19 protein-coding genes are annotated in these 22,216 nt (G+C 47.4%); 9 read left to right on the top strand and 10 right to left on the bottom strand.

The features are described 5' to 3' along the window. Window positions 1-138: 138 nt before the first annotated feature. Window positions 139-684: a hypothetical protein gene (locus AB6805_RS32195; protein WP_370913533.1), complete on the bottom strand. Its 546-nt coding sequence runs from the start codon at window positions 682-684 to the stop codon at window positions 139-141. 219 nt (window positions 685-903) lie between these two features. On the opposite strand from AB6805_RS32195, the gene AB6805_RS32190 reads away from it, so the two are divergent. After that, on the top strand, window positions 904-1,929 hold the full coding sequence (locus tag AB6805_RS32190) for a pyruvate dehydrogenase complex E1 component subunit beta (RefSeq protein ID WP_370913534.1): 1,026 nt from the start codon (window positions 904-906) through the stop codon (window positions 1,927-1,929). A gap of 74 nt (window positions 1,930-2,003) precedes the next feature. Here AB6805_RS32190 and cysM read toward each other — a convergent pair whose 3' ends face one another. Together cysM and AB6805_RS32180 are read right to left on the bottom strand one after the other, a co-directional pair. Then, window positions 2,004-2,885 carry a cysteine synthase CysM gene (gene cysM, locus AB6805_RS32185; protein ID WP_370913532.1) on the bottom strand — a complete coding sequence of 294 codons (882 nt, stop codon included), beginning with the start codon at window positions 2,883-2,885 and terminating at the stop codon, window positions 2,004-2,006. Window positions 2,886-2,889: 4 nt separating this feature from the next. Beyond that, window positions 2,890-3,702 carry a serine O-acetyltransferase gene (locus AB6805_RS32180; protein ID WP_370913531.1) on the bottom strand — a complete coding sequence of 271 codons (813 nt, stop codon included), beginning with the start codon at window positions 3,700-3,702 and terminating at the stop codon, window positions 2,890-2,892. Between the two features lie 245 nt (window positions 3,703-3,947). On the opposite strand from AB6805_RS32180, the gene AB6805_RS32175 reads away from it, so the two are divergent. Together AB6805_RS32175 and AB6805_RS32170 are read left to right on the top strand one after the other, a co-directional pair. Then, on the top strand, window positions 3,948-5,132 hold the full coding sequence (locus AB6805_RS32175) for a sigma-54-dependent transcriptional regulator (protein ID WP_370913530.1): 1,185 nt from the start codon (window positions 3,948-3,950) through the stop codon (window positions 5,130-5,132). 11 nt (window positions 5,133-5,143) lie between these two features. Next, the gene (locus tag AB6805_RS32170; RefSeq protein WP_370913529.1) at window positions 5,144-5,791 is read left to right on the top strand and encodes an alpha/beta fold hydrolase; all 648 of its coding nucleotides are present in this window, start codon (window positions 5,144-5,146) and stop codon (window positions 5,789-5,791) included. A gap of 6 nt (window positions 5,792-5,797) precedes the next feature. Here the strand turns inward: AB6805_RS32170 and AB6805_RS32165 are convergent, their stop codons facing one another. Further along, window positions 5,798-6,688, bottom strand: a complete 891-nt coding sequence (locus tag AB6805_RS32165; RefSeq protein ID WP_370913528.1) for a MerR family transcriptional regulator — start codon at window positions 6,686-6,688, stop codon at window positions 5,798-5,800. 155 nt (window positions 6,689-6,843) lie between these two features. Between AB6805_RS32165 and lepB the strand changes: the two genes are divergently transcribed. The 3 genes from lepB to AB6805_RS32150 all read left to right on the top strand — a co-directional run bounded on the left by lepB (window position 6,844) and on the right by AB6805_RS32150 (window position 9,102). Beyond that, window positions 6,844-8,043: a signal peptidase I gene (gene lepB / locus AB6805_RS32160; RefSeq protein WP_370913527.1), complete on the top strand. Its 1,200-nt coding sequence runs from the start codon at window positions 6,844-6,846 to the stop codon at window positions 8,041-8,043. Between the two features lie 109 nt (window positions 8,044-8,152). Then, window positions 8,153-8,641, top strand: coding sequence for a cytidine deaminase (gene cdd, locus AB6805_RS32155; protein WP_370913526.1), 489 nt, complete (start codon window positions 8,153-8,155; stop codon window positions 8,639-8,641). A 77-nt stretch (window positions 8,642-8,718) separates the two neighbouring features. Beyond that, on the top strand, window positions 8,719-9,102 hold the full coding sequence (locus AB6805_RS32150; RefSeq protein ID WP_370913525.1) for a hypothetical protein: 384 nt from the start codon (window positions 8,719-8,721) through the stop codon (window positions 9,100-9,102). A gap of 339 nt (window positions 9,103-9,441) precedes the next feature. Here AB6805_RS32150 and argS read toward each other — a convergent pair whose 3' ends face one another. The 4 genes from argS to AB6805_RS32130 all read right to left on the bottom strand — a co-directional run bounded on the left by argS (window position 9,442) and on the right by AB6805_RS32130 (window position 14,047). Continuing rightward, window positions 9,442-11,370 (bottom strand): arginine--tRNA ligase, encoded by a 1,929-nt coding sequence (gene argS, locus AB6805_RS32145; RefSeq protein ID WP_370913524.1) that lies wholly within the window; start codon window positions 11,368-11,370, stop codon window positions 9,442-9,444. 106 nt (window positions 11,371-11,476) lie between these two features. Beyond that, window positions 11,477-12,052, bottom strand: a complete 576-nt coding sequence (locus AB6805_RS32140) for a porin family protein (protein ID WP_370913523.1) — start codon at window positions 12,050-12,052, stop codon at window positions 11,477-11,479. A gap of 80 nt (window positions 12,053-12,132) precedes the next feature. Next, window positions 12,133-12,618: a GNAT family N-acetyltransferase gene (locus tag AB6805_RS32135; protein ID WP_370913522.1), complete on the bottom strand. Its 486-nt coding sequence runs from the start codon at window positions 12,616-12,618 to the stop codon at window positions 12,133-12,135. A 64-nt stretch (window positions 12,619-12,682) separates the two neighbouring features. Then, on the bottom strand, window positions 12,683-14,047 hold the full coding sequence (locus AB6805_RS32130) for an OmpA family protein (protein WP_370913521.1): 1,365 nt from the start codon (window positions 14,045-14,047) through the stop codon (window positions 12,683-12,685). A 266-nt stretch (window positions 14,048-14,313) separates the two neighbouring features. Between AB6805_RS32130 and dnaK the strand changes: the two genes are divergently transcribed. From dnaK to AB6805_RS32115, 3 genes are all read left to right on the top strand, one after another. Then, window positions 14,314-16,221 (top strand): molecular chaperone DnaK, encoded by a 1,908-nt coding sequence (gene dnaK, locus AB6805_RS32125; protein ID WP_370913520.1) that lies wholly within the window; start codon window positions 14,314-14,316, stop codon window positions 16,219-16,221. Window positions 16,222-16,610: 389 nt separating this feature from the next. Beyond that, entirely contained in the window at window positions 16,611-19,235 is a 2,625-nt protein-coding gene (locus AB6805_RS32120; protein ID WP_370913519.1) for a 4-alpha-glucanotransferase, read from the top strand. Window positions 19,236-19,297: 62 nt separating this feature from the next. Further along, window positions 19,298-20,338 (top strand): dipeptide epimerase, encoded by a 1,041-nt coding sequence (locus AB6805_RS32115; RefSeq protein WP_370913518.1) that lies wholly within the window; start codon window positions 19,298-19,300, stop codon window positions 20,336-20,338. Here the strand turns inward: AB6805_RS32115 and AB6805_RS32110 are convergent. Both AB6805_RS32110 and AB6805_RS32105 read right to left on the bottom strand, forming a co-directional pair. After that, window positions 20,314-20,583: a hypothetical protein gene (locus tag AB6805_RS32110; protein ID WP_370913517.1), complete on the bottom strand. Its 270-nt coding sequence runs from the start codon at window positions 20,581-20,583 to the stop codon at window positions 20,314-20,316. The genes AB6805_RS32115 and AB6805_RS32110 overlap by 25 nt on opposite strands. Further along, on the bottom strand, window positions 20,570-22,126 hold the full coding sequence (locus tag AB6805_RS32105; protein WP_370913516.1) for a C25 family cysteine peptidase: 1,557 nt from the start codon (window positions 22,124-22,126) through the stop codon (window positions 20,570-20,572). The genes AB6805_RS32110 and AB6805_RS32105 overlap by 14 nt, the downstream gene beginning before the upstream one ends. Window positions 22,127-22,216: the final 90 nt, after the last annotated feature.

Here is a 22,216-nt window from a genome sequence, read left to right as displayed (position 1 = left end):
GTTCAATATGTTGGAGAATACTTCTTTTCTGCTGGGCTGTAAAGGAACGGTTTTTCTTACGATGATAATCTTCTGAGTGTCTCGTCCTAATATAGCTATACAGTTGAAGAAATAATCCTGAAACAGGCTTACACTTTATCAATAAATAGCAATCACCGTATCTATATTGTTCACCTGTATTCTTACGCTGTCATCCCCTTTTTTGACCATCTTCAGCGAATGCAATGCAGCCTGCGGTTTTACCACGTCGGGTACTATTTTCTCAAAAAACAGGTATTTATCTTCCACCAGGCTGTAAACCGGGTAGCTGGATAATATGCCGGTAGTTTTCGTTTGCAGGGCGTAGTCATCGTCAATAGTGTAGCGCTGAAACTCGCTGTCCGACAACAAGGTGATGGCGGCTACCAGGGTGAAGGTGCGCAGCGGCGGCAGGAGCAGCCCAATCAGCAATACAAACGGGAAGCCAAAGAATCCTGTCAGGTAGGCATACCTGGCGTCGTTATCCGGTTTGGTAAGGCCGTAAATCAGCATACCGGTACCTGCGTAGAGGGTAAAGAACACCCGTTCGGTTTGTGTGCCCTTGAAGCCGTAGTCGTTCAGCATCAATAACACGCACAGGAGCGCAAAGCAGCCAAAAACCAGGTGAAGGTACCACAGGAGCGCCTGTATTTCCGGTGCTTTCACCTTTTTTATTTTACAGGACAGGGCAGCTAAAAAGCATAAGGTTAGGATAATAATGGTAATCATGACAGCGGGTAAAGTTGTTGGTCGGGTGCACTATAGTTTAAAATATAAATATATGTATTTATTTTAATTAATAGTATGCAGACTGCATGTGGAGGGTATAATAATTATTAATCGGGCGTTTGCTTTGCTTTTTCGCTAACAAACAATATTTTTGCCCTGCCTTTCAATAAGGCATTTAAACTTTCAATTAAGAATAGCATGCGTCAGATAGCTTTCAGACAAGCCTTAAGAGAAGCCCTGCAGGAGGAATTTCGCCGTGATGAACGGGTATTCCTTATGGGGGAGGAAGTAGCCGAATACAATGGTGCTTATAAAGTGAGCCAGGGAATGCTGGATGAGTTTGGTCCAAAACGTGTTATTGACACGCCGATTGCTGAACTTGGATTTGCTGCAATCGGAGTAGGTGCTGCACAGAACGGCCTGCGTCCGGTAGTTGAATTCATGACCTGGAACTTCGCTGTACTGGCGTTGGATCAGATCCTCAATACTGCTTCTAAAATGCTGGCAATGAGTGGCGGCCAGGTAGGTTGCCCGATCGTTTTCCGCGGACCAAACGGTTCTGCCGGTCAATTGGGTGCGCAGCACTCCACAGCATTCGAAAGTTACTACGCCAATATCCCGGGCCTGAAAGTAATCTCCGTTTCCAATCCATATGATGCAAAAGGTTTGCTCAAAGCGGCTATCCGCGATGATGATCCGGTTGTTTTCATGGAAAGTGAAGTGATGTATGGCGATATGGGTGAAGTTCCTGAAGAAGAATATATCATCCCGATCGGTAAAGCAGATATCAAACGTGCCGGTAAAGATGTAACCATCGTATCTTTCAACAAAATGATGAAAGTAGCGCTGGGTGCTGCTGAAGAACTGGCAAAAGAAGGTATCGAAGCAGAAGTAATCGATCTCCGTACCATTCGTCCGCTGGACTGGTTCACCATCCTGGAATCAGTGAAGAAAACAAATCGCCTGGTAATTGTTGAAGAACAATGGCCATTCGCAAGTATTTCTTCCGAAATTACTTACCGTATCCAGAAAGAAGGTTTCGACTACCTGGATGCACCGATCCGCCGTATCACTGCACAGGATGCTCCTATGCACTATGCTCCCAACCTGGTTAAGCAATACCTGCCGGATGTGGAACGTACCGTGAAACTGGTGAAAGAAGTAATGTACATGAAGAAATAGCACCTGCTATCAATATAAAAGAAACGGAGCGAAGATTTTCTTCGCTCCGTTTCTTTTTATCTTTAAAAATATTTTCAGGAAAACAGATCGCTGGAAAGGTAACGGTCGCCGCGATCACAGATGATACTAACGATCACGCCACTACGTAATTCCCTTGATACCCGTACAGCTGCTGCCACAGCGCCGCCGCTGCTCATACCACAAAATACCGCTTCTTCCTTTGCCAGTCTTTTGGTCATGATCCTCGCTTCTTCTTCTGAAATATCCATGATACGGTCTACCCTCGGTTTTTCAAATATTTTAGGTAGATAAGCCTCCGGCCATTTGCGGATGCCCGGGATTTTCGAACCTTCTGTAGGCTGGCAGCCTACGATCTGTACCGCCGGGTTCTGCTCTTTCAGATAGCGGGATACGCCCATAATAGTACCGGTAGTCCCCATCGCACTTACAAAATGCGTCACTTCCCCGTTGGTATCTTTCCAGATTTCAGGTCCGGTAGTTTTATAGTGCATGCCGTAGTTATCGGGATTGGCAAACTGGTTCAGCATATGGTAACCGCCTTTCTCCACCTGTGCGTTGGCATAGTCGATAGAGCCTTCCATCGATAATTCCTTTGGCGTGAGCGTTACTTTGGCGCCATATACTTCCATGGTAAGCACCCGCTCGCGGGTAGCATCTGAAGGCATTACCAGCTCTATTTCAATGCCGAAAAGACTGGCAATCATGGCCAGCGCAATACCGGTATTGCCGCTGGTAGCTTCTATCAGTTTCATGCCCGGTTTAATGTCACCCCTGTCGAGCGCGCCTTTGATCATGCCATAAGCAGCCCTGTCTTTCACGCTGCCGGCAGGATTGTTTCCTTCCAGTTTGGCGAAAATTTTAACGGCCGGGTTAACGGATATCTTCTTTAATTCTACCATCGGCGTGTTGCCGATCAGATCTATGATGGAAGCCATTGTACTAGTCCTGGTTTGTATCTGAAAATTTATGTTCTGCTTTATAATAGATCCGGGAGAAAGGTTCCACACTTTTAATCAGCCACACGTTCCCACCTATTACGCTATGATGGCCTATCACCGTATCACCGCCAAGAATGGTGGCGCCGGCGTAAATCACTACATGTTCCTCAATAGTAGGATGACGCTTGCTGCGCGCCATACTTTTTTCAATGCTCAGTGCACCCAGCGTTACGCCCTGGTACAGTTTTACATGCGGTCCTATCACAGTGGTTTCCCCGATCACAATGCCGGTACCATGATCTATGCAACACCAGGGCGCTATCACCGCACCCGGATGAATATCCACTCCTGTTCGGGAATGCGCCAGTTCTGTGATCATCCGGGGCAATACCGGTATTTTCAGCTGGTACAGGGCATGCGCAATGCGGTAAAAGGCAATGGCATAAAACCCCGGATAGGCACGGATTACTTCGTATAAACAGGATGCTGCCGGATCGCCCTGGTAAATGGCCGTGGCATCTTTTGTCAGTTCATCATATATCACCGGTACTTTGTTCATAAAGTCGCGGCTCAGCCCTGCGGCATCCGCAGGCAGCTGATTTTCCATTGATTGCAGCAATTGCTGCAACTGGGCTTCCAGTTCATGGCCAAAACGTTCCAGCGCCACCGGATCGGGGATCACCTGGCCGGTATGTTCAGGAAATAACCAATTCAACAGGTGGCTCACAAATTCATCTACTGCACCCGTGGCAGGATAGGCGTTCGCCGCTGCCAGCTGGTGCCGCCGCTTCAACTCTTCCAGAAAATCATTCATATGCGGATCGAATTACAGGTATTGGCACTTTAATCGTTACTGAAATTACGCATTAATCCTGTAAAGGTAGTAGACTGTCTGCTAATATTCAAGCGTTCGTGGCTGCCGGGAGGATATGGTAATCTCTCAATTGTTTCTGACATGTTAAATGATCCCTGATATAATGCAATTTTAAGGGATTAATCTTTATTTTTGCCCGTTGTATAAAAGGCAGGTATTGCCGGTCGTACAAAATAAAACTGATTATGGCTAACATTTTAATAATAGACGACGAAAAAAGTATTCGTAAAACACTCACGGAAATTTTAACCTATGAAGGTTACAAGGTAGATGAGGCCGCGGATGGTATGGAAGGATTTAAAATGTTCCAGGCAAAGTCATATGATGCCGTTCTTTGCGATATCAAAATGCCTAAAATGGACGGACTGGAATTTCTCGAGAAAGCACGTGAGGTGAACGGGGATATTCCTATTATCATGGTGTCTGGCCACGGTAATATTGATACGGCAGTAGATGCGGTGAAAAAAGGCGCCTATGATTATATTTCAAAGCCGCCGGATCTGAACCGCTTACTCATTACCCTGCGTAATGCAATGGATAGAACCAACCTGGTTACCGAAACCAAAACCCTGCGCCGCAAGGTTAATAAGGTGCCGGATATGATTGGTCAATCCACCCCGATACTGAAAATTAAAGAAACAATAGAAAAAGTGGCGCCAACGGATGCCAGGGTACTGATTACCGGCGATAACGGGGTAGGTAAGGAACTGGTAGCCAGGTGGCTGCATGAACGCAGTAACCGCGCCGGTGGCCCTATGGTGGAAGTGAACTGCGCAGCCATCCCCGGAGAGCTCATTGAAAGTGAACTGTTTGGCCACGAAAAAGGCTCCTTTACATCCGCTGTAAAACAACGGATCGGGAAGTTTGAACAGGCCAGCGGCGGTACCCTCTTCCTGGATGAAATTGGCGATATGAGCCTCAGCGCCCAGGCAAAGGTGTTACGCGCCCTGCAGGAAGGAAAGATCACCCGCGTAGGCGGAGATAAGGAAATCAGCGTGGACGTAAGGGTAGTAGCCGCTACCAACAAGGACCTGCTGCAGGAAGTGGAAAACAAAAACTTCCGCCTGGATCTTTATCACCGTTTAAGCGTGATCCTGATCCACGTTCCTTCCCTGAACGACCGCCGGGATGATGTGCCTTTACTGGTAGACAGCTTCCTCGACAGCGTTTGCAGCGAATATGGTATCTCCCGCAAAGTAGCGGATAAAGATGCCATGAAAGCTTTACAAAATCACAACTGGACCGGTAACATCCGTGAACTCAGGAACGTAGTGGAAAGGCTCGTTATCCTTTCCGGTAAAACCATCACTGCGGAAGATGTGGAAGATTTCGTGGTGCCAAGCCGCGATAAAAGAAAGGTAAGCTCTTAACCAGCAACAATATGCAAAAACACCTGTATCTGATCAGTGGACTGGGTGCGGATGAACGCATTTTCAATAACCTGCGTTTTCCCACCGGCTACCAGGTGCATCACCTGCAATGGATCCCACCATTGCAGGATGAACCCATCAGCGGCTATGCGGCCCGTATGGCCCAAAACATTGCCGCTGATGGGAGGGTAACACTAATAGGCGTGTCTTTTGGCGGCATCATGAGCCTGGAAATAGCCCGGCATATTCCGGTAGAAAAGAACATCCTCCTGTCGAGCATTAAACGAAGCTCGGAAAAGCCTCCCTATTATAACTGGGTAAAGAAACTCGGACTGCACAAATTACCCGACAGCCTGTTGTATCAACGGAGAAGCGTGGTTGTCAGGAAGTTCCTCAATATCGAAACACCGGAAGAACGCAAACTGGTGAATGAATATCTTGCAAAGCGCGACTATACCTTTACGCGTTGGGCGGTAAATGCTATCCTGCACTGGGAAAATGAGCAGGTGCCGGAAGGACTGGTGCATATCCACGGCGCGCGGGACCTCCCTTTCCCGGTTAAATATCTTCAGCCTACACACCTCATCCCCGATGGCGGACATTTTATGGTGCTGAACCGATCAGCAGCCATCAATCGTATCCTGGAGGAAGTGCTCTGACACAGATCAGTTAAACGCCAGTAGCTCATCCAGGCTTTTCAATACAAATACATTTTCCGGCAATGGGCCGGTCAGTTGCCAGACCTGCGGTCCTGACATCAGGATCTTAACACCCGGGAATTGCTGCGCCAGTGCAACAACAAACTGGGTTACCGCCTGTTTCGTTACATTGGTAAGCAGGTGCGTATACATATGGGTTACCGGCCGCACAGGGGTAAATGTTTTCAGATCATCAAATGGAACGTTGGCGCCGAAGCTGGTGACCAGTTTCCCGCTTTTTTTCAGCAGGTATTGCACATACAACAATGGTATTTCATGAAATTCTCCCTCCGGGAGAAATAACAGGTAATGGGCAGTCGCCTGCTGGTTCATCTGCTGGCCGTCGATCGCCGTCATTATTTTGGTGCGGATAATATTGGCGCAGAAATGCTCCTGCGCCGGGATCACATTGCCGGTAAGCCATAGCACGCCTATCTTTTCAAGGAAAGGGTAAATGATCTTTGTAATACAGTGCTCAAATCCCAGGTGTAATACCTGGCTGTAAAAAATGCGCTCAAAGCGGAAGTAATCATAATCGAGCGTGGCGGCAATCAGCTCGTTTACCTGGAGACCTGCAGCCGATCCTTCAGCGGCCAGCTGCAACGACAGTTTATTCTGTTCTTCCTCCGACAACGCAGCTATGCGCGAGATTTTAATCCCGTGATGATATAAATAGGCAATACGTAATAAGGCTTTCAGATCCTCCCCATCATAGATCCTGTGGTTGGTATCTTTCCGCCTGGCGGAGAACAGCTGGAACCGCTGCTCCCAGATCCTGATGGTATGCGCCTTTATACCGGTAAAGTTTTCAATATCCTTGATCGTAAATGTATTCAACGGAGGTATGGTAAATGCCAAATTTAGGCAATTCAGCGGTGGCTACACCATATACTTAAAAACTATAATAAACAATATTTTAATCTATTTTTAAGAAAACTTTTGTAAAGTAATAGCGACAGGCTAGCAACAGAATATTATATTTGCCTTTTTAAGCATCTAATAAGCGTAACTGAATGAACCTGGCATTTTGGAAAAAAAACAAAGACAGTCAGCCTAAGAAAAAGAAATCTGCGGTTAGAGAATGGTTAGACGCTGCGATCTTCGCTATTATAGCAGCCACGCTTATCCGCACCTTTATTTTTGAGGCCTATACGATCCCGACACCTTCAATGGAAAAAACCTTACTTGTGAACGACTTCCTGTTTGTGAGCAAGATCAGTTACGGACCACGTATCCCAATGACCCCGCTGGCAGTACCCTTTGTACATCATACCCTGCCCTTTACCAAATCCGCCAAAGCCTATTCAGAGGCGGTGAAGTGGAAATACAGACGTTTACCCGGTTTCTCAGATATCAAACGGTATGACGTAGTGGTTTTTAACTTCCCGGAAGGAGATACCGTAGCCATTGACTCGCCCGATCCCAGCTATTATGGCATGGTGCGGCAGTTTGGCTGGCAGTCGGTGCAGAACTCTTATAAGATCATCCAGCGCCCGGTAGATAAAAGGGAAAACTATATCAAACGTTGCATGGCCCAGGCCGGCGATACCATCCGGATCATCAAAGGTGCGGTATATGTCAACGGGCAGGCAGCACCGGTTCCTCCCGGCAGCCAGCATAAATATGTAGTGGAAACTACCGGCGACCAGCTTAACAGCAGCCGCCTGGAAGACCTGGGCATTGCTACTTCCGGCCCGGACTTTTACCAACTTGATGCCAGCAAGTTCATTTACAACCTCACACCGGCCAACGTAGCAGCGCTCGAGCAGTTTAAGCCGATTGTAAAAGACATTAAAATATACCAGGAGTCTGATTTTACGGATTTCAATTACAATAACGTTTTTCCCCACGATACCGCGCATTTCAAATGGACAGAAGAAAACTTTGGTCCGCTGTATATTCCTAAAAAAGGCGCTACCGTTAAACTGGACGAAAGCAACATCGCTTTATACGACCGCGTAATCCGTGTTTATGAAGGCAATACGCTGGAACGGAAAGATGGTAAGTTCATCATCAACGGTCAACCCGCTGATAGCTATACGTTTAAAATGAACTATTACTGGATGATGGGGGATAACCGTAACAACTCCCTCGACTCCCGTTTCTGGGGCTTTGTGCCGGAAGATCATGTGGTGGGTAAAGCCTGGCTGATCTGGATGAGCTACGGAGAAGGCGGTATCCGCTGGAGCCGTATCTTCAGAAATATTAAGTAAGCCACCGCCCGAAATATAATTTGAAGTAAATTACGGACCGGCAGTATGCCGGTCCGTTGTTGTTTTACCCCTACAACGACTATACGAAGAACCCTTTTCAACTGTTGTTATGGAGAAACAATTGCTGCATATTGAATACGAGGTATATGATGATCTTGCCGGTCTTTCCGATGCTGACGCCTGGCTGCTGAAAGAAGCCAGGGAAGTAACGGCATATGCCTATGCACCTTATTCCCGTTTCCAGGTGGGAGCGGTGATCCGGCTGGCCAATGGGGAAATCATTGCGGGCTCTAACCAGGAAAACGCTTCTTATCCGATCGGGTTATGTGCGGAGAGAGTGGCCCTGGCTTCCGCGGCTTCTGTATATCCCAATATTGATATTGATACCATTGCCATCAGTTATAATAACCTCAACGGCGACAGTACCCATCCCATTTCTCCCTGTGGCATATGCCGGCAAACATTGTCGGAGTACGAACGGAAACAGGAAAGCCCTATCCGGGTGATCATGGCCGGGTTAAGCGGTAAAATATATGTGATCAGTCGTGCCAACGATTTACTGCCCCTTTCCTTTAGCGGTGAGGAGCTGGGGGTGTGATTATTACATATAGATAAGTTTTCATTTACGATTTATTATGTATATATTTGTCCGGCGCCCCATAAGTGCCGCGACCTATGAAACCCTGTCAGCTATCCGTTAGTATCTGTTGTATTGTATTACTTACTGCAGTGTATAGTGAACCGGCAGCCTGTTACTTTGATAAAAAGGAAGCGGACTACCGTCCTGGGCTATACGTTGTTAAGGATACCCTGAAAAGAGTGAACCGGTATCAGCATCTGGCACACGACTTGTACGAAAGGAAACTTTTTAAACGGGCAATAGTGCAATGGAAAAAAGTTTTACACTTGCAACCTACCAATGCTTTTGCTATGTTTATGCTCGGAAAATCGTATATGGGTGTGGGTGAGCAGGAGAAGGGAGAACGCTTATGCGATGAAGCTCTCATACTCGGAGAACAACCCGGTAAAAATATTTGCCACAGTGTAGAGGGATTTTAAACAGCGCATAAAGGATAGGCAAGCTCCTTTTTCGCTGCGCTGCTTACTGTGGTATTTTCTTCGGCAACTTCGGCCACGGCGGCTGCAAGTTGCTAACGCTGCAACCCGTAAGGGCTGCAGCGTTTTAATGATAATATAAGCGAATTTTGTCTTTCTCGCTGATTACGCTGATTTTACTGATTACAAGGATTTGATCATATGTGATTTTTAAAGGATTAGGGGAGATATAAGCGAATATATCCGCTTATATCTCCCCTAATCCTTTAAAAATCACATATGATCAAATCCTTGTAATCAGTAAAATCAGCGTAATCAGTGAGAAAGACAACCTCCTCGTTATTACATTCTTTCCGGTACACGGATGCCAAGTAATTTCATACTCTGAGCAATGGTATGCGCAGTGAGCATGATAATCTGTAAACGCAGTTTTTTCTTTTCTTCACTGGTAGCGCGGATAATGGAATAGGTAGGTACGCCTTCCACTTTCTCGGCATAAAAGGAATTGAATAACTGTGCCAGCTGGAACGCATAGTTGGCGATCACAGAAGGACTCAGCTCGCGGTATGCGTCTGCCAGTATACCCGGAAACTGTTCGTTCAGAATGATCAGTTCCTTTTCCAGTGGCAGCAATTCTCCTTCGTAGGTATATGATTCAAGTCCTGCTGTTGTGCCGGCGTCCCGCAGGATGGATTTGATACGCGCATACGCATACTGGATGAACGGAGCGGTGAACCCATGCAAATCGATTGATTCTTCCGGATTGAAGATCATTTTCTTTTTAGGATCTACGCGGAGCAGGAAAAATTTCATGGCGCCCATACCCACGGTATCATACAGTTCGTTGAGTTGCTCACCGGAAAACGCATCCAGGTTTTTACCGGATTGCTGTGTTTTCTCTGCGGCTGTTTTCACCATTTCAGTGATCATATCATCTGCATCCACTACCGTACCTTCCCGGCTTTTCATCCGGCCATGCGGTAACTCCACCATACCATAGCTGAGGTGGTGAATACCTTTGGCAGAAGGTTCTCCCAGTTTCTCCATAATCAGCTGGAGTACTTTGAAGTGATAGTTTTGTTCATCTGCCACCACATATACGCTTTGATCCATCTGGTACTGCTCATATTTCAACCGCGCCGTACCCATGTCCTGGGTCATGTATACAGAGGTGCCATCACCGCGGAGCAGCAGTTTTTGATCCAGTCCGTCGGCGGTCAGATCTATCCATACGGAGTTATCTTCTTTTTTAAATAGCACGCCTTTCTCCAATCCTTCTGCTACCAGGTTTTTACCTAACAGGTAGGTTTCACTTTCGTAGTACATCTGGTCGAAGTCGATGCCAAGGCGTTTATAGGTTTGATCAAAGCCTTCATATACCCAGCTGTTCATGGTAGCCCACAGTTCCCTTACTTCGGGGTTACCGGCTTCCCATTGCTGCAGCATGATCTTGGCCTGCTGCATGATCTCTGTTTTGTTACGCGACATCTCTTTGATGTCGTCCATGATCTTGGCAGTTTTTTCTTTATCGTCTTTTACTTCGGGCTTATGGAGGGCTGTTACCAGCTTTTCCAGCTTTTCGGTTTCGGCGCTGTCGAAGTCACGGAAATCATTTTCCAGTACGCGGTCGATGATAATTTCTGCCTGTTCTTTTACTACCGATTCAAACTTCACATAGTAGTCGCCCACCAGGTGATCGCCTTTTATACCGGTCGATTGCGGGGTATCGCCATGTGCAAACATTTGCCATGCCAGCATGGATTTGCAGATGTGAATACCGCGGTCATTTACCAGGTTGGCTTTGATCACCTCGTAGCCATTGGCTTTCATAATTTCGGCGATAGCATATCCCAGGAAATTATTACGCAGGTGGCCGAGGTGTAAAGGTTTGTTGGTATTGGGAGATGAATACTCCACCATGATCTTTTTACCATTGGCAGGCTGTATCCCGATGTTTACGTCGCTGTAATGTTGCCGGAGGAATTTTGTCCAGTAGGCATCGTTGATGCTCAGGTTCAGGAACCCTTTTACTACATTGAATCGCGCAATCAGTTCCGGGTAGTGGGCAGTCAGGTATTCCCCGATACGTTGTGCTGTTTCTTCGGGTTTCTGCCGGCTGAATTTTGTAAAAGAGAAAACGACAATGGTATACTCACCTTCGAATTCAGGCTTGGTGGTATTAATAGCAATATCTGCTGCTGTTAACTGCTGATCGTAAAGTGAATTAATGGCGGCCACGGCGGCCGTTCTGATGGATTGTACAACACTCATGCTGAAAATGATTAATGCGAGGGGCAAAGATAGTTAATTAGCCGAAAGCAGCGAAGGTTGTCTGATAAAGACAACCTTCGCTTATCTGCAATATTTTATGCCTGCATTAAAAAGTGTAAAACACGCCTATCTGTGCTACAGAGTTTTTGCTGTCTACTTTGTCGGAATCATATACGTTGGTCAGGCCAAAATTATACCTGCCGCTGATACCAAGGCCCATATCGAACTTATAACCAAAACCAAAGCCCAGCCCGAAGTCAACGGATTGCATATCGTCCTTGATATCTACCGTTACATCGCCGGATTTAACTTTGGCGGCTGTGAGAAAGCCTACCTGCGGACCTGCTTCCAAATAAAACTCAGGTACAATAGAATACTGTACCATTACCGGTACATTAATGTAATTAACCTTCACCGTGTTGGAAGTGGTTAACCATAATACACTCTTTTCTGCTTTGGTGCCCTGGGCAGAATACAATACTTCCGGTTGGATAGCCCAGCTTTCATTCAGCCCGATGTTAACAAGACCGCCGGCGTGGAAGCCTGCGAGTGTTTTGGAGCCGTCGGTATCTGTTAGCTTGGAGATGTTCAAACCACCTTTAACACCGAATTTTACATTTTGTGCTTGTACTGCCAGCATAGTTCCAATGGCTAATACACCAGACAGAATAAGTTTTTTCATGATATGTTATTTTGTAAGCCCCAGTTGACAAGAAGTGTGCCGGTTTACAATGAGGAATAAAAATCCACCTGTTGCGGAAACTACAAATCCTTCAGCATCCAGCTGTCACAGCCAAAATGGCCGGTATCACCCATCGGGCCTGTCAGGTATCTGAATCTGAACTCTTCATATACTTTTCTGGCCCTGGCAAGTTCGGGCGCTGTTTCCAGGTAGCATTGCGTGTAGCCGTTTTGTTTAGCGAAATCCAGGCACAGGGTGATCAGCCTGCCTGCCAGTCCTTTCCCGCGGGCTTCGGGCAGCAGGTACATTTTCTGTAGTTCGCACACATGCGCTTCACCACCATCCAGCGGATGAATGCCGGCCCCGCCAATTATTCTGTCACCTGCCAGCGCTACATAATACACTGCACGGGGAATATCAAACAACCGGGAGAGGTGGTCGGTGGTAGGATCTGAAAACGCGGTACCGGCTTTGTTCATGCCGAATTCTGTCAACGTGGATTTTACTATATGGGCAATTGCCGGATCGTCAGCAGGAGCTATCGTTCTGATGATGTAAGGTTCCATAAAATGAAAATAGGGATTTTTTGATTTCACATCAAAAAATCCCTATGATCTTATTGTCAGTCAGTTAGAATATTGTAAACTCTACTCTTCTGTTTTTCTGCCGGCCTGCTGCTGTTTTATTGGAGGCGATAGGTTGTGACATGCCATAACCCACTGCTTCAATTTTAGAAGCATTCACGCCTTTTTCAACAAAGTAAGATTTAACGGATTCTGCTCTTTCCTTTGACAGGGCAAGGTTCCGTGACTTGCTGCCTACATTGTCGGTATGGCCGCTCAGCTTCAGGTTAAGGTTTTTGCGTTTCAGCAGTTCTGCCACCCGGTCGAGCGCAGGATAAGAGCTGGGCTTGATGCTTGCTTTCGCAAATTCAAATTCCAGGTTCTGAATGGCTTCCCTTACGATACGGTTATCTTCTTCTGTAATCACTACTTTTTCTTCCTTCTTCACTACTTCCGGTACCGGCAGCGGACAGCCGGAGCCATCTACTTTGGTATTGGCAGGGGTGCCCGGGCATTTATCGAAGAAGTCGGAAACGCCGTCCGCGTCACTGTCTTTTGTCAGTTTATCCACATCAGCCGTCAACCTGGCATTGTTCTGATTGGCAGCATCCAGCGAAGCTGCCAGGGTGGTTTTCTGGGCTTCCAGCTCATCGTACATCACTTTGGCCGGGTTAGACCACTGCAGTTGTTTTTTGCCTTTTTTGCCAAGGGCAAATTCCAGTCCCGCATAGCCATAGGAGTACTTATCCTTGTTGGGGCCGTAGTTGTAGCCGTCCAGGTTATCCGCGTCGGTGTAATACATGGTATAGCCCAGGTCCAGGTTAATGAACTCCGACAGCCTGAATTTGAGGCCGGCGCCCACCGGGATAATCAGTTCCTTGATGGCTTTGTCTTCCGCCTTATAGGGGAAACTGGTGTTATCGTTTCTGGTTACAGTAGGTTTATATCCGGCCAATCCGCCGCCCACAGAGGCATACAGCTGAACAAAGTTTTCCCGGAATAACCAATTGACGGTAGTGATATTGAATACGGCATTTAAAGTTCCTGACCAGTTTAATTTGGTTTCGTACGATTTATACGGTCTGACAGGAAGGGAGCCGTTGCCCAGTTCTTTACTGTTATCTGCCTGGAGTTTACCGCCTACATAATCTGCCCGCAGGGCAAAGAAATGCAGTACCTGGTACTTAACATAGGCGCCATAACCGAAGGATCCTTTCCATTTGGTAAAGTCGTTACTGCCACCGGTGGCAGCCACTGGCGCCAAAACGCCGCCATTTACGCCAATTGACCATGTTTTATAGTCACTGGGGCCACTGAATAATTTTGCTGTGGGTACGGCAGAAGTAGTGGTAGGTTGATTCTGAGCCTGGCTCATCATTGGGGTGGTTGCTAACAACAAGCACGCAGCCCTCCATAAAATGGATGTATTCATAAGAAATAACGGTTAGGTTACACAATTTGTATCATTATAAAAACAGGAGGTCAGGAATAAAATAGCTGAAGGAAGGCGAGGTTATGAACAAATTAAACGACTCAGTTATTTAGTAAAGAAGTGTTTGCCAACGGAATAACTGCGATCTGTGATCAAATATAGGCTACCTGACTGACATAATTTCATATTTTTTTGCTTGGCATAATCATTGACAAACCAACGACAAACACGGAAATACTTACAACTAAAGGATAATCTTTAATACTATGGGAAAAATAATAGGCATTGACTTAGGAACTACCAATTCATGCGTTGCCGTAATGGAAGGTAACGAACCGGTAGTGATTGCCAATGATGAGGGCAGGAGAACAACCCCATCTGTAGTGGCTTTTTTAAAGAACGGAGAAAGGAAAGTAGGCGACCCCGCAAAGCGTCAGGCTATTACCAACCCCGTAAACACTATTATGTCAGTGAAGCGTTTCATGGGCCGTCATTTTGACGAAGTTGCCAGTGAAGTGAGCCACGTTACATATAAAGTGGTAAAAGGAGACAACAATACCACAAGAGTTGATATAGACGGCAGATTATATACTCCGCAGGAAATTTCAGCAATGATCCTGCAGAAAATGAAGAAAACAGCCGAAGACTACCTGGGTCAGGAAGTAACAGAAGCGGTAATCACTGTACCTGCGTACTTTAATGACGCACAACGTCAGGCTACCAAAGAAGCCGGTGAAATTGCCGGTTTAAATGTGCGCCGTATTATCAACGAGCCTACTGCTGCGGCACTGGCTTATGGTATGGATAAAAAACACCAGGACAGCAAAATCGCTGTATTTGACCTCGGTGGTGGTACCTTCGATATCTCTATCCTGGAATTAGGTGATGGCGTATTTGAAGTAAAATCAACCAATGGTGATACACACCTCGGTGGTGATGACTTCGATAAAGTGATCATGGATTGGCTGGCAGATGAATTCAAAAAAGATGAAGCAGTAGATTTACACAAAGATCCAATGTCATGGCAGCGTTTAAAAGAAGCTGCTGAAAAAGCAAAGATCGAATTATCTTCTTCTCAGGAAACTGAAATCAATCTTCCTTATATCACCGCAGTGGATGGCGTTCCCAAACACCTGGTGAAAAAATTAACCCGCGCTAAATTCGAACAGCTGAGCGACAGCCTGGTGGAAAGAACACTGGAACCTTGCCGCAAAGCATTGAAAGATGCCGGTATGAACACTTCCGAAATTGACGAAATTATACTGGTAGGTGGTTCTACCCGTATTCCAAAAATCCAGGAAGTAGTAGAAAAATTCTTCGGTAAAAAACCTAATAAAGGTGTAAACCCGGATGAAGTAGTAGCCGTAGGTGCTGCTATCCAGGGTGGTGTACTGACAGGTGAAGTGAAAGACGTACTGTTACTGGACGTTACACCGCTGTCACTGGGTATCGAAACAATGGGTGGTGTAATGACCAAACTGATCGAATCCAATACCACTATCCCTACCAAGAAATCTGAAACCTTCTCAACTGCAGCAGATAGCCAGCCTAGCGTGGAAATCAATGTACTGCAGGGTGAAAGGCCAATGGCTAACCAGAACAGAACACTGGGCCGCTTTATCTTAGGTGATATTCCTCCTGCTCCGCGTGGCGTTCCTCAGATCGAAGTAACTTTCGATATTGATGCCAACGGTATCCTGCACGTAACTGCAAAGGATAAAGGCACCGGAAAAACACAGAACATCAAGATTGAAGCAGGTAGCGGTTTAAGCAAGGAAGAAATCGAAAAGATGAAAGCCGAAGCAAAAGCCAACGAATCTTCAGATAAAGAACAACGCGAAAAGATCGAAAAGCTCAATAAAGCAGACAGCCTGATATTCCAAACCGAAAAACAGGTGAAAGAATACGGCGACAAACTGCCTGCTGATAAGAAAGCAACCATCGAAGCAGCACTTGAAAAGCTGAGAGAAGCACACAAATCACAGGATAGCACACAACTGGATACTGCTACTGCAGAACTGGAAGCTGCCTGGACTGCTGCTTCAGAAGAGCTGTACAAAGCATCTCAGGGTCAACCCGAAGGTGGCCAGCCAAACGGCGGTCAGCAACAGGGCCAACCTCAGGGTGGTGCCAACGATGGCGTTACCGACGCAGAATTCGAAGAAGTAAAATAACACCGCGGATGTTGTCTTTCTCAGGATTACACTGATTAGACTGATTCAGGGGATTTGACTACTTTGGATTTTAAAGGATTTTGGGAGATATAAGCGGATAAACCTGCTTATGTCTCCCTTTTTTTTAATCAAAAATGATCAAATTCTCTTTCATCTCCCCAAATCCTTAAAATCCAAAGTGGTCAAATCCCCTGAATCCTTAAAATCCCTGGAATCCTGAGAAAGACAACATCCGCACTAATCACCGCTTACATCTCCCCAAATCCTTTATAAAATCCAAAAAGTAAAAATCAAACTAATCAGTAAAATCAGTGTAATCCTGAGAAAGACAAACATCCGCGAAAATCCGCGCGTTTTTTCCTACTTTGTTCCGGCTTAGCCGGGATCCGATGAATTACAGTGTACGTTTTTATATCCGTTACCATACTCATTACGGGCAGAATCTATACCTGCTTGGTAATTTGCCCGCGTTGGGTAATGATGTACCTCAGTATGCCCGCCGTATGCAATGGGGAAACGAAGAATGGTGGTACACCGATATCCGGCTGGCTCCCGGAAAACCTTTTACCCTGCGATACCAGTACCTGCTAAGAGAAGAAGAAGAGGTGATATACGAAGGCGCAGTACGTGAATTTGTTTTTATACCGGGAGAACATCCTGATATCGTTTTCCTGGATGCCTGGAATGATGCGCATCGCCCGGAAAATGCCTGGCTAACGGCTCCTTTCTCCCGCGTTTTTTATAAGAGATCTGCTGCTGCAATTACAGCACCCCTAACGGCAACGCATATATTCCGTGTGCAGGCGCCACTGCTGGATACCGGTAAAACCGTTTGTTTGCTGGGCAGCAGTCTGTCAACAGGCAATTGGAATACCAATAACCCACTGTTGCTGCAATACGATGAACAGGGCTGGTTTTCCATAGCGCTGAACCTTTCCGGTGAAACGGCGCCCATGTATTATAAATACGGTATTTACGACCAGGACAGGCAACAATTTGTTCAGTATGAAACCGGCAGCAACCGGGAATTGCATACCACCGCAACAACAGGGCGGCAGGTAATTTTACACGACGGATTTTTGCGTATTGCACCTGCTCCCTGGAAAGGTGCTGGCGTGGCCGTACCCGTGTTCAGTTTGCGCAGTCCCGAAGGATTTGGTACCGGCGAATTTGCAGACCTGCCGGCATTTGCCCAATGGGCGCAGCAGAAAGGGCTGCAGCTGATACAGCTGCTACCGGTGAATGACACCATACAAACCGGTACCTGGAAAGATTCCTATCCATATGCCGCTATTTCTTCTTTCGCACTGCACCCGCAATATATCCGCCTGCAGGACGTGGGGAGTTTGCCTGCATCCCATCCGTTGCAACGGCAATTTGACGGGTTACGGCAATGGCTCAACGAAAAAGAAACGGTGGACTATGAAGAAGTAATGTCGTTCAAACTGGCTTATCTGCAGGCGCTGTTTAAAGCGGAAGGGCACCGGTTACAAACACCGGAATACCGGCAATGGCTGGCTGCCAATGAACATTGGTTGCTGCCTTACGCCGTATACTGCTTTCTGCGCGATCGTTACGGGACCGGTGATTTCGCTCAATGGCCCGGCTATAATGTATATGACGCTACGGCAGTGAAACAACTGGCGGTAGCAGATGAAGATGCCGCTGCGGCAGTACAGTATCATTTCTTTGTGCAATACCACCTGCACCGGCAGCTGGCCGCTGCCAGCACCGCAGTACACGATTGTAATGTAGTCCTGAAAGGCGACATCGCCATTGGTGTGGCCCGCCACAGCGCAGACACCTGGATGAACCCCGGTCATTATTACTTGGATATGCAGGCAGGAGCGCCACCCGACAGCTTTACCAGCGAAGGGCAGAACTGGGGATTTCCCACCTATAACTGGAAACACATGATGGAAAACGGATTGGAGTGGTGGCAACGGCGCCTTCGTCACCTGTCTGTTTATTTTGACGCATTCCGTATTGATCATATCCTCGGCTTCTTCCGCATCTGGCAGATACCCCGCGATGCTATACAGGGCATCCTCGGATATTTTCATCCAGCCGTTCCCGTTACACCGGAGGAAATGGGTCACCGCGGCATTCAGTTTGAGGAAAGCAGGTACTGCCTGCCTTATATAACCGGCGCCATCCTGGAAGAACTGTTTGGCAACTATGCGGGGATGATGAAAGAGCAGCTGATGCATCCTTTGCCGGACGGGTGTTACCAGCTGTTGCCGGCATACAGTACGCAACAAAAGGTGGCGGCATCGGCGTTGCCGGAAACCATAAAAACGATCCTCTATAACCTGATAGCTGATGTATTATTTATAAAAGTAAGTGAAGATGGCAGAACGTTGTACCATCCCCGTTATGATATGGCGGCCACCAGGTCGTTTGCGGCATTGGATGCCGGGAGCAGGGAGGCTTTGCAGGCATTGTACCACGACTACTTCTACCTGCGGCAGGAAAGCTGCTGGCGCCGGGAAGCGCTTGATAAACTCCCCCTGATAAAAAGGGCTACCCGTATGCTCATCTGCGGGGAAGATCTGGGCATGGTGCCCACATGTGTGCCTGGCGTAATGCAGGCACAAGGCATTTTAAGCCTGGAAATTGAACGCATGCCAAAATCCGGGGACACACTCTTTGCAAACATATCAAAGGCGCCCTACCTGTCTGTTTTAACGCCTTCCACGCACGACATGAGCACCCTGAGAGGGTGGTGGAAGGAAAATACATCCATCTCCCGGAAATACTATCAGCAACAGCTGCAACATACCGGACCAGCACCTGCTACCGCCACGCCGGAACTGATCCGCGAAATTATCAGCCGGCATATGGCCTCTCCTGCTATGTGGCGCATCTTCCAGGTACAGGACCTGCTGGCGGCCGAAGCCCCCGAAAGTACCCGGAATCCTGATACGGAAAGGATTAATATTCCCGCAGTGGCATCACATTACTGGCGTTACCGCATGCCGCGGAACGTTGTGGAGATGAAGTCAGATCGATGATCAGCTGCGGTTAACAATATCACAAATGCATTGTATTTTCACAGAAAGAACCCGTTAGTAAAATGAAGCTCACCCTTTTCCCTTTTGAACTGAAGTTCAGGCACACGTTTACGATTTCCCGTAAGTCCAAAGATCTGCAACCCTTACTGGTGGTAAAGCTGGAACAGGAGGGCAAAAGCGGGTTGGGTGAAACCGCCGACAATGCCTATTACCAGATGACCGTGCCACGGTTGATGGCAGATCTTGAGCAGCACCGTTCTTTTATTGAAAACTATACCCTGCATACACCGGAGCTTTTCTGGCAGGACATGTACCCGCTGCTGAAGGATAATATGTTTGCCCTATGCGCCCTGGATATTGCTGCGTGGGACCTGTACGCCAAACAGCAGCAAAAAAAACTCTACGAGGTATGGGGACTCGATATTTCGCATAATCCGCTCACAGACTATACCATCGGTATCGACACCATTGAAAATATGGTGCGGAAGCTACAGGAATTTCCATGGCCTATTTATAAAATCAAACTTGGTACAAAGGAAGATATTGCGATTATTAAAGAGCTGAGAAAGCATACCAGGGCTGTTTTCCGGGTAGATGCCAATTGTGCCTGGGGCGTGGAGGAAACCCTGCGTAATGCCATTGCATTAAAGGACCTGGGCGTGGAATTTATTGAACAGCCGATGGCCGCAGCAGACAAGGAAGGAATGAAACAGGTATATGAAAAAGTAGTGTTACCGGTTATAGCCGATGAAAGTTGTATTGTAGAACAGGATGTGGCCCAATGCCACGGCTATTTTCACGGTATCAACATCAAGCTTACCAAATGTGGCGGTATTACGCCGGCGCTGCGGATGATTGCAGAAGCAAAGCGTTTAGGCATGAAAGTAATGACCGGCAGTATGAACGAAAGCACGGTAGGCACTTCTGCAGTGGCGCATCTGCTGCCGCTGCTGGATTATGTGGATATGGATGGTCCGCTGTTGCTGGCGGAAGATAGTGCAGACGGTATTAAAATGGAAAACGGCCGTATTATTTACGCCGACAGGTGGGGAACTGGTGCGGAGTTATTGAATACAGCTCACTCTTCTTCTTTCCAGGTTTGAGCAAGGAAAACATAGTCTTCAATACAACCGGTGGCCACTATGGTTTTGCCGGCGAGTGGCATCAGCGGGTTAGGCATAAAGGGATTTGCTCCTGACGGGCGAATCAGGTAATCTCCCTGGTCTGTTACCAGGAATACGCCGAGGTGTTCACTTTTGCTGTGTTTACCAAATGTGCGGAGCACCAAACGCCCGGTAAGTGTAATAAAGGGACTGTTTTTGTCCCTGTTGCTGTTATCTGCTGACATATTCACGATACCCCAGTATTTGATTATTCTTTTCTTTCACCACTATCACCTTTGTTGAAGGGGAGTCCCCAGTGGTGGCAGATTCCGAAAATACGTGAAATTTTACAGATGGCATGGAGCCGCTCACATCTTCTTTGACTGCAAGGGTATTTTTCTTGTTGATAAATACCTTTGGATCTCTTTTTTCGGCGAAGTTCTTTTCATCCAGCAACTTGTGCATCGCCTGGTGCAGGGCCGGATCTGTGGCGTGCGAGCCATCAGACGGATGGGGCACGGCGATGAAGTCGTCCAGCATTTTACCCCGTGCTTCGAGGTTATCGCGGCGGTTTTGCAGGGTATTTACAAAAAGCTGCGTATCGCCGGTGCTGCTGGGATCTTTGTCGTTGATCACCGGCTGCCATGAGGGGTCGCCCAGGAGATAAAACTGTGCGGCTGTTTTCAGTTCATAGGGATCCAGCATGGGGCCCATTTCATTGAGGAACCGTTGCCTGGCTTCCAGCAAGGCTCTCCCGGTAGAGGCGCCGTTCAGCACATTGATCACAAAATACTGTGTGAGCAGGTCGGCCAGTCCCTGCCCGGTAGGCGGGCCATAGGCAATATTGGAGCTGCCTACAAAAGCCAGTGCGTGATTCAGCAGGTAGCTGTTGGCCATGCTGATGCGCTTACCGCTGTTTTTCTTCGGGTCAAACAGCTGGCCGCCATAGCAGCATTCGGCCGCTACAATGGTGCCGTGGGTGATCTTATCTTTCAGGATATCTGATCTCATCGCCAGCGGAAACTCGGTGGATTTCTGCCCATAAAACCCCGGATTATAGATGGCTCCGTGGCAGTTGATGAAATGCGTTTTAGCCTGCAGTTGCGCAGCGGTCCAGTTGGTGCCGTTCAGCGTTTCATCGCTGCCGGGAAATATGAGCAGGTTGCTGGTACTGCCAAAAATGTTCTGAAGGGTATTCTGGGTAGAGTTTTGCCAGTCGAAAGTGCTCATGGAAAAATAGGGGAGGTAGTCGCCCTGTTGGCAAGGCACCGCCGCCAGTATGTTCGTAATCAGCGTGTGCAGGTAAGAAGGGTCCGCCACGCCGGGAATATCCGGCAAACGCCCAACCACCCGCGTGGGCGAAATAAATTTACCTGGGTCTGTATCATACGGTGTGTCGCACGCATAAGGCAGGTCACTGGGTATAAAGGTATCAGGGTCGTTATCTCCCGGTAATAAATTCTTCAGCCGCTGAAACGGGATGATATCCTGCGACCCCAGCAGGAGGATATACCCGGGCGAAAAGAAGCGGTACAGCTCATCAATCGCTTTTTTGTTCTGGGCATCGTCCGTGGCTGCTGTTACTGCGGTAGCCTGGCAGCCCAGCATCTGGGCAGCATCATCCAGGAAAATAATGTGGGCATCCAGGTGCCTGTTATTATCAAATGCCTGCAATGCGTTTATGTCATCCAGGATCTGCTGGTGAGCATCGCCGTATTTCTGTTGAAGGGCGGATTTATTGGTTATAATGAGTTTTGTTGTCAGCATGTTACTGAGAGGGGCTGCCATAATTAACCTTTAAGCGTTCAAAAATATTGAATTAAAGGATAATATGGTGCCGGTCTTCAAACAATATTAATATTTCCCTGCGCAAGGTAT

The organism is Chitinophaga sp. RCC_12, assembly GCF_041360695.1.
Lineage (GTDB): Bacteria > Bacteroidota > Bacteroidia > Chitinophagales > Chitinophagaceae > Chitinophaga.
Note: the sequence above shows the minus strand (reverse complement) of the source record. Positions and strands in the feature narration are given on the sequence as shown.

Excerpts from the sequence above, each read along its gene's own strand:
- cysM (WP_370913532.1), bottom strand. The coding sequence starts at position 2,885 with ATGGCTTCCATCATAGATCTGATCGGCAACACGCCGATGGTAGAATTA.
- AB6805_RS32180 (WP_370913531.1), bottom strand. The coding sequence starts at position 3,702 with ATGAATGATTTTCTGGAAGAGTTGAAGCGGCGGCACCAGCTGGCAGCG.
- AB6805_RS32175 (WP_370913530.1), top strand. The coding sequence starts at position 3,948 with ATGGCTAACATTTTAATAATAGACGACGAAAAAAGTATTCGTAAAACA.
- AB6805_RS32170 (WP_370913529.1), top strand. The coding sequence starts at position 5,144 with ATGCAAAAACACCTGTATCTGATCAGTGGACTGGGTGCGGATGAACGC.
- lepB (WP_370913527.1), top strand. The coding sequence starts at position 6,844 with ATGAACCTGGCATTTTGGAAAAAAAACAAAGACAGTCAGCCTAAGAAA.
- cdd (WP_370913526.1), top strand. The coding sequence starts at position 8,153 with ATGGAGAAACAATTGCTGCATATTGAATACGAGGTATATGATGATCTT.
- AB6805_RS32150 (WP_370913525.1), top strand. The coding sequence starts at position 8,719 with ATGAAACCCTGTCAGCTATCCGTTAGTATCTGTTGTATTGTATTACTT.
- argS (WP_370913524.1), bottom strand. The coding sequence starts at position 11,370 with ATGAGTGTTGTACAATCCATCAGAACGGCCGCCGTGGCCGCCATTAAT.
- AB6805_RS32140 (WP_370913523.1), bottom strand. The coding sequence starts at position 12,052 with ATGAAAAAACTTATTCTGTCTGGTGTATTAGCCATTGGAACTATGCTG.
- AB6805_RS32135 (WP_370913522.1), bottom strand. The coding sequence starts at position 12,618 with ATGGAACCTTACATCATCAGAACGATAGCTCCTGCTGACGATCCGGCA.
- AB6805_RS32130 (WP_370913521.1), bottom strand. The coding sequence starts at position 14,047 with ATGAATACATCCATTTTATGGAGGGCTGCGTGCTTGTTGTTAGCAACC.
- dnaK (WP_370913520.1), top strand. The coding sequence starts at position 14,314 with ATGGGAAAAATAATAGGCATTGACTTAGGAACTACCAATTCATGCGTT.
- AB6805_RS32120 (WP_370913519.1), top strand. The coding sequence starts at position 16,611 with ATGAATTACAGTGTACGTTTTTATATCCGTTACCATACTCATTACGGG.
- AB6805_RS32115 (WP_370913518.1), top strand. The coding sequence starts at position 19,298 with ATGAAGCTCACCCTTTTCCCTTTTGAACTGAAGTTCAGGCACACGTTT.
- AB6805_RS32110 (WP_370913517.1), bottom strand. The coding sequence starts at position 20,583 with ATGTCAGCAGATAACAGCAACAGGGACAAAAACAGTCCCTTTATTACA.
- AB6805_RS32105 (WP_370913516.1), bottom strand. The coding sequence starts at position 22,126 with ATGGCAGCCCCTCTCAGTAACATGCTGACAACAAAACTCATTATAACC.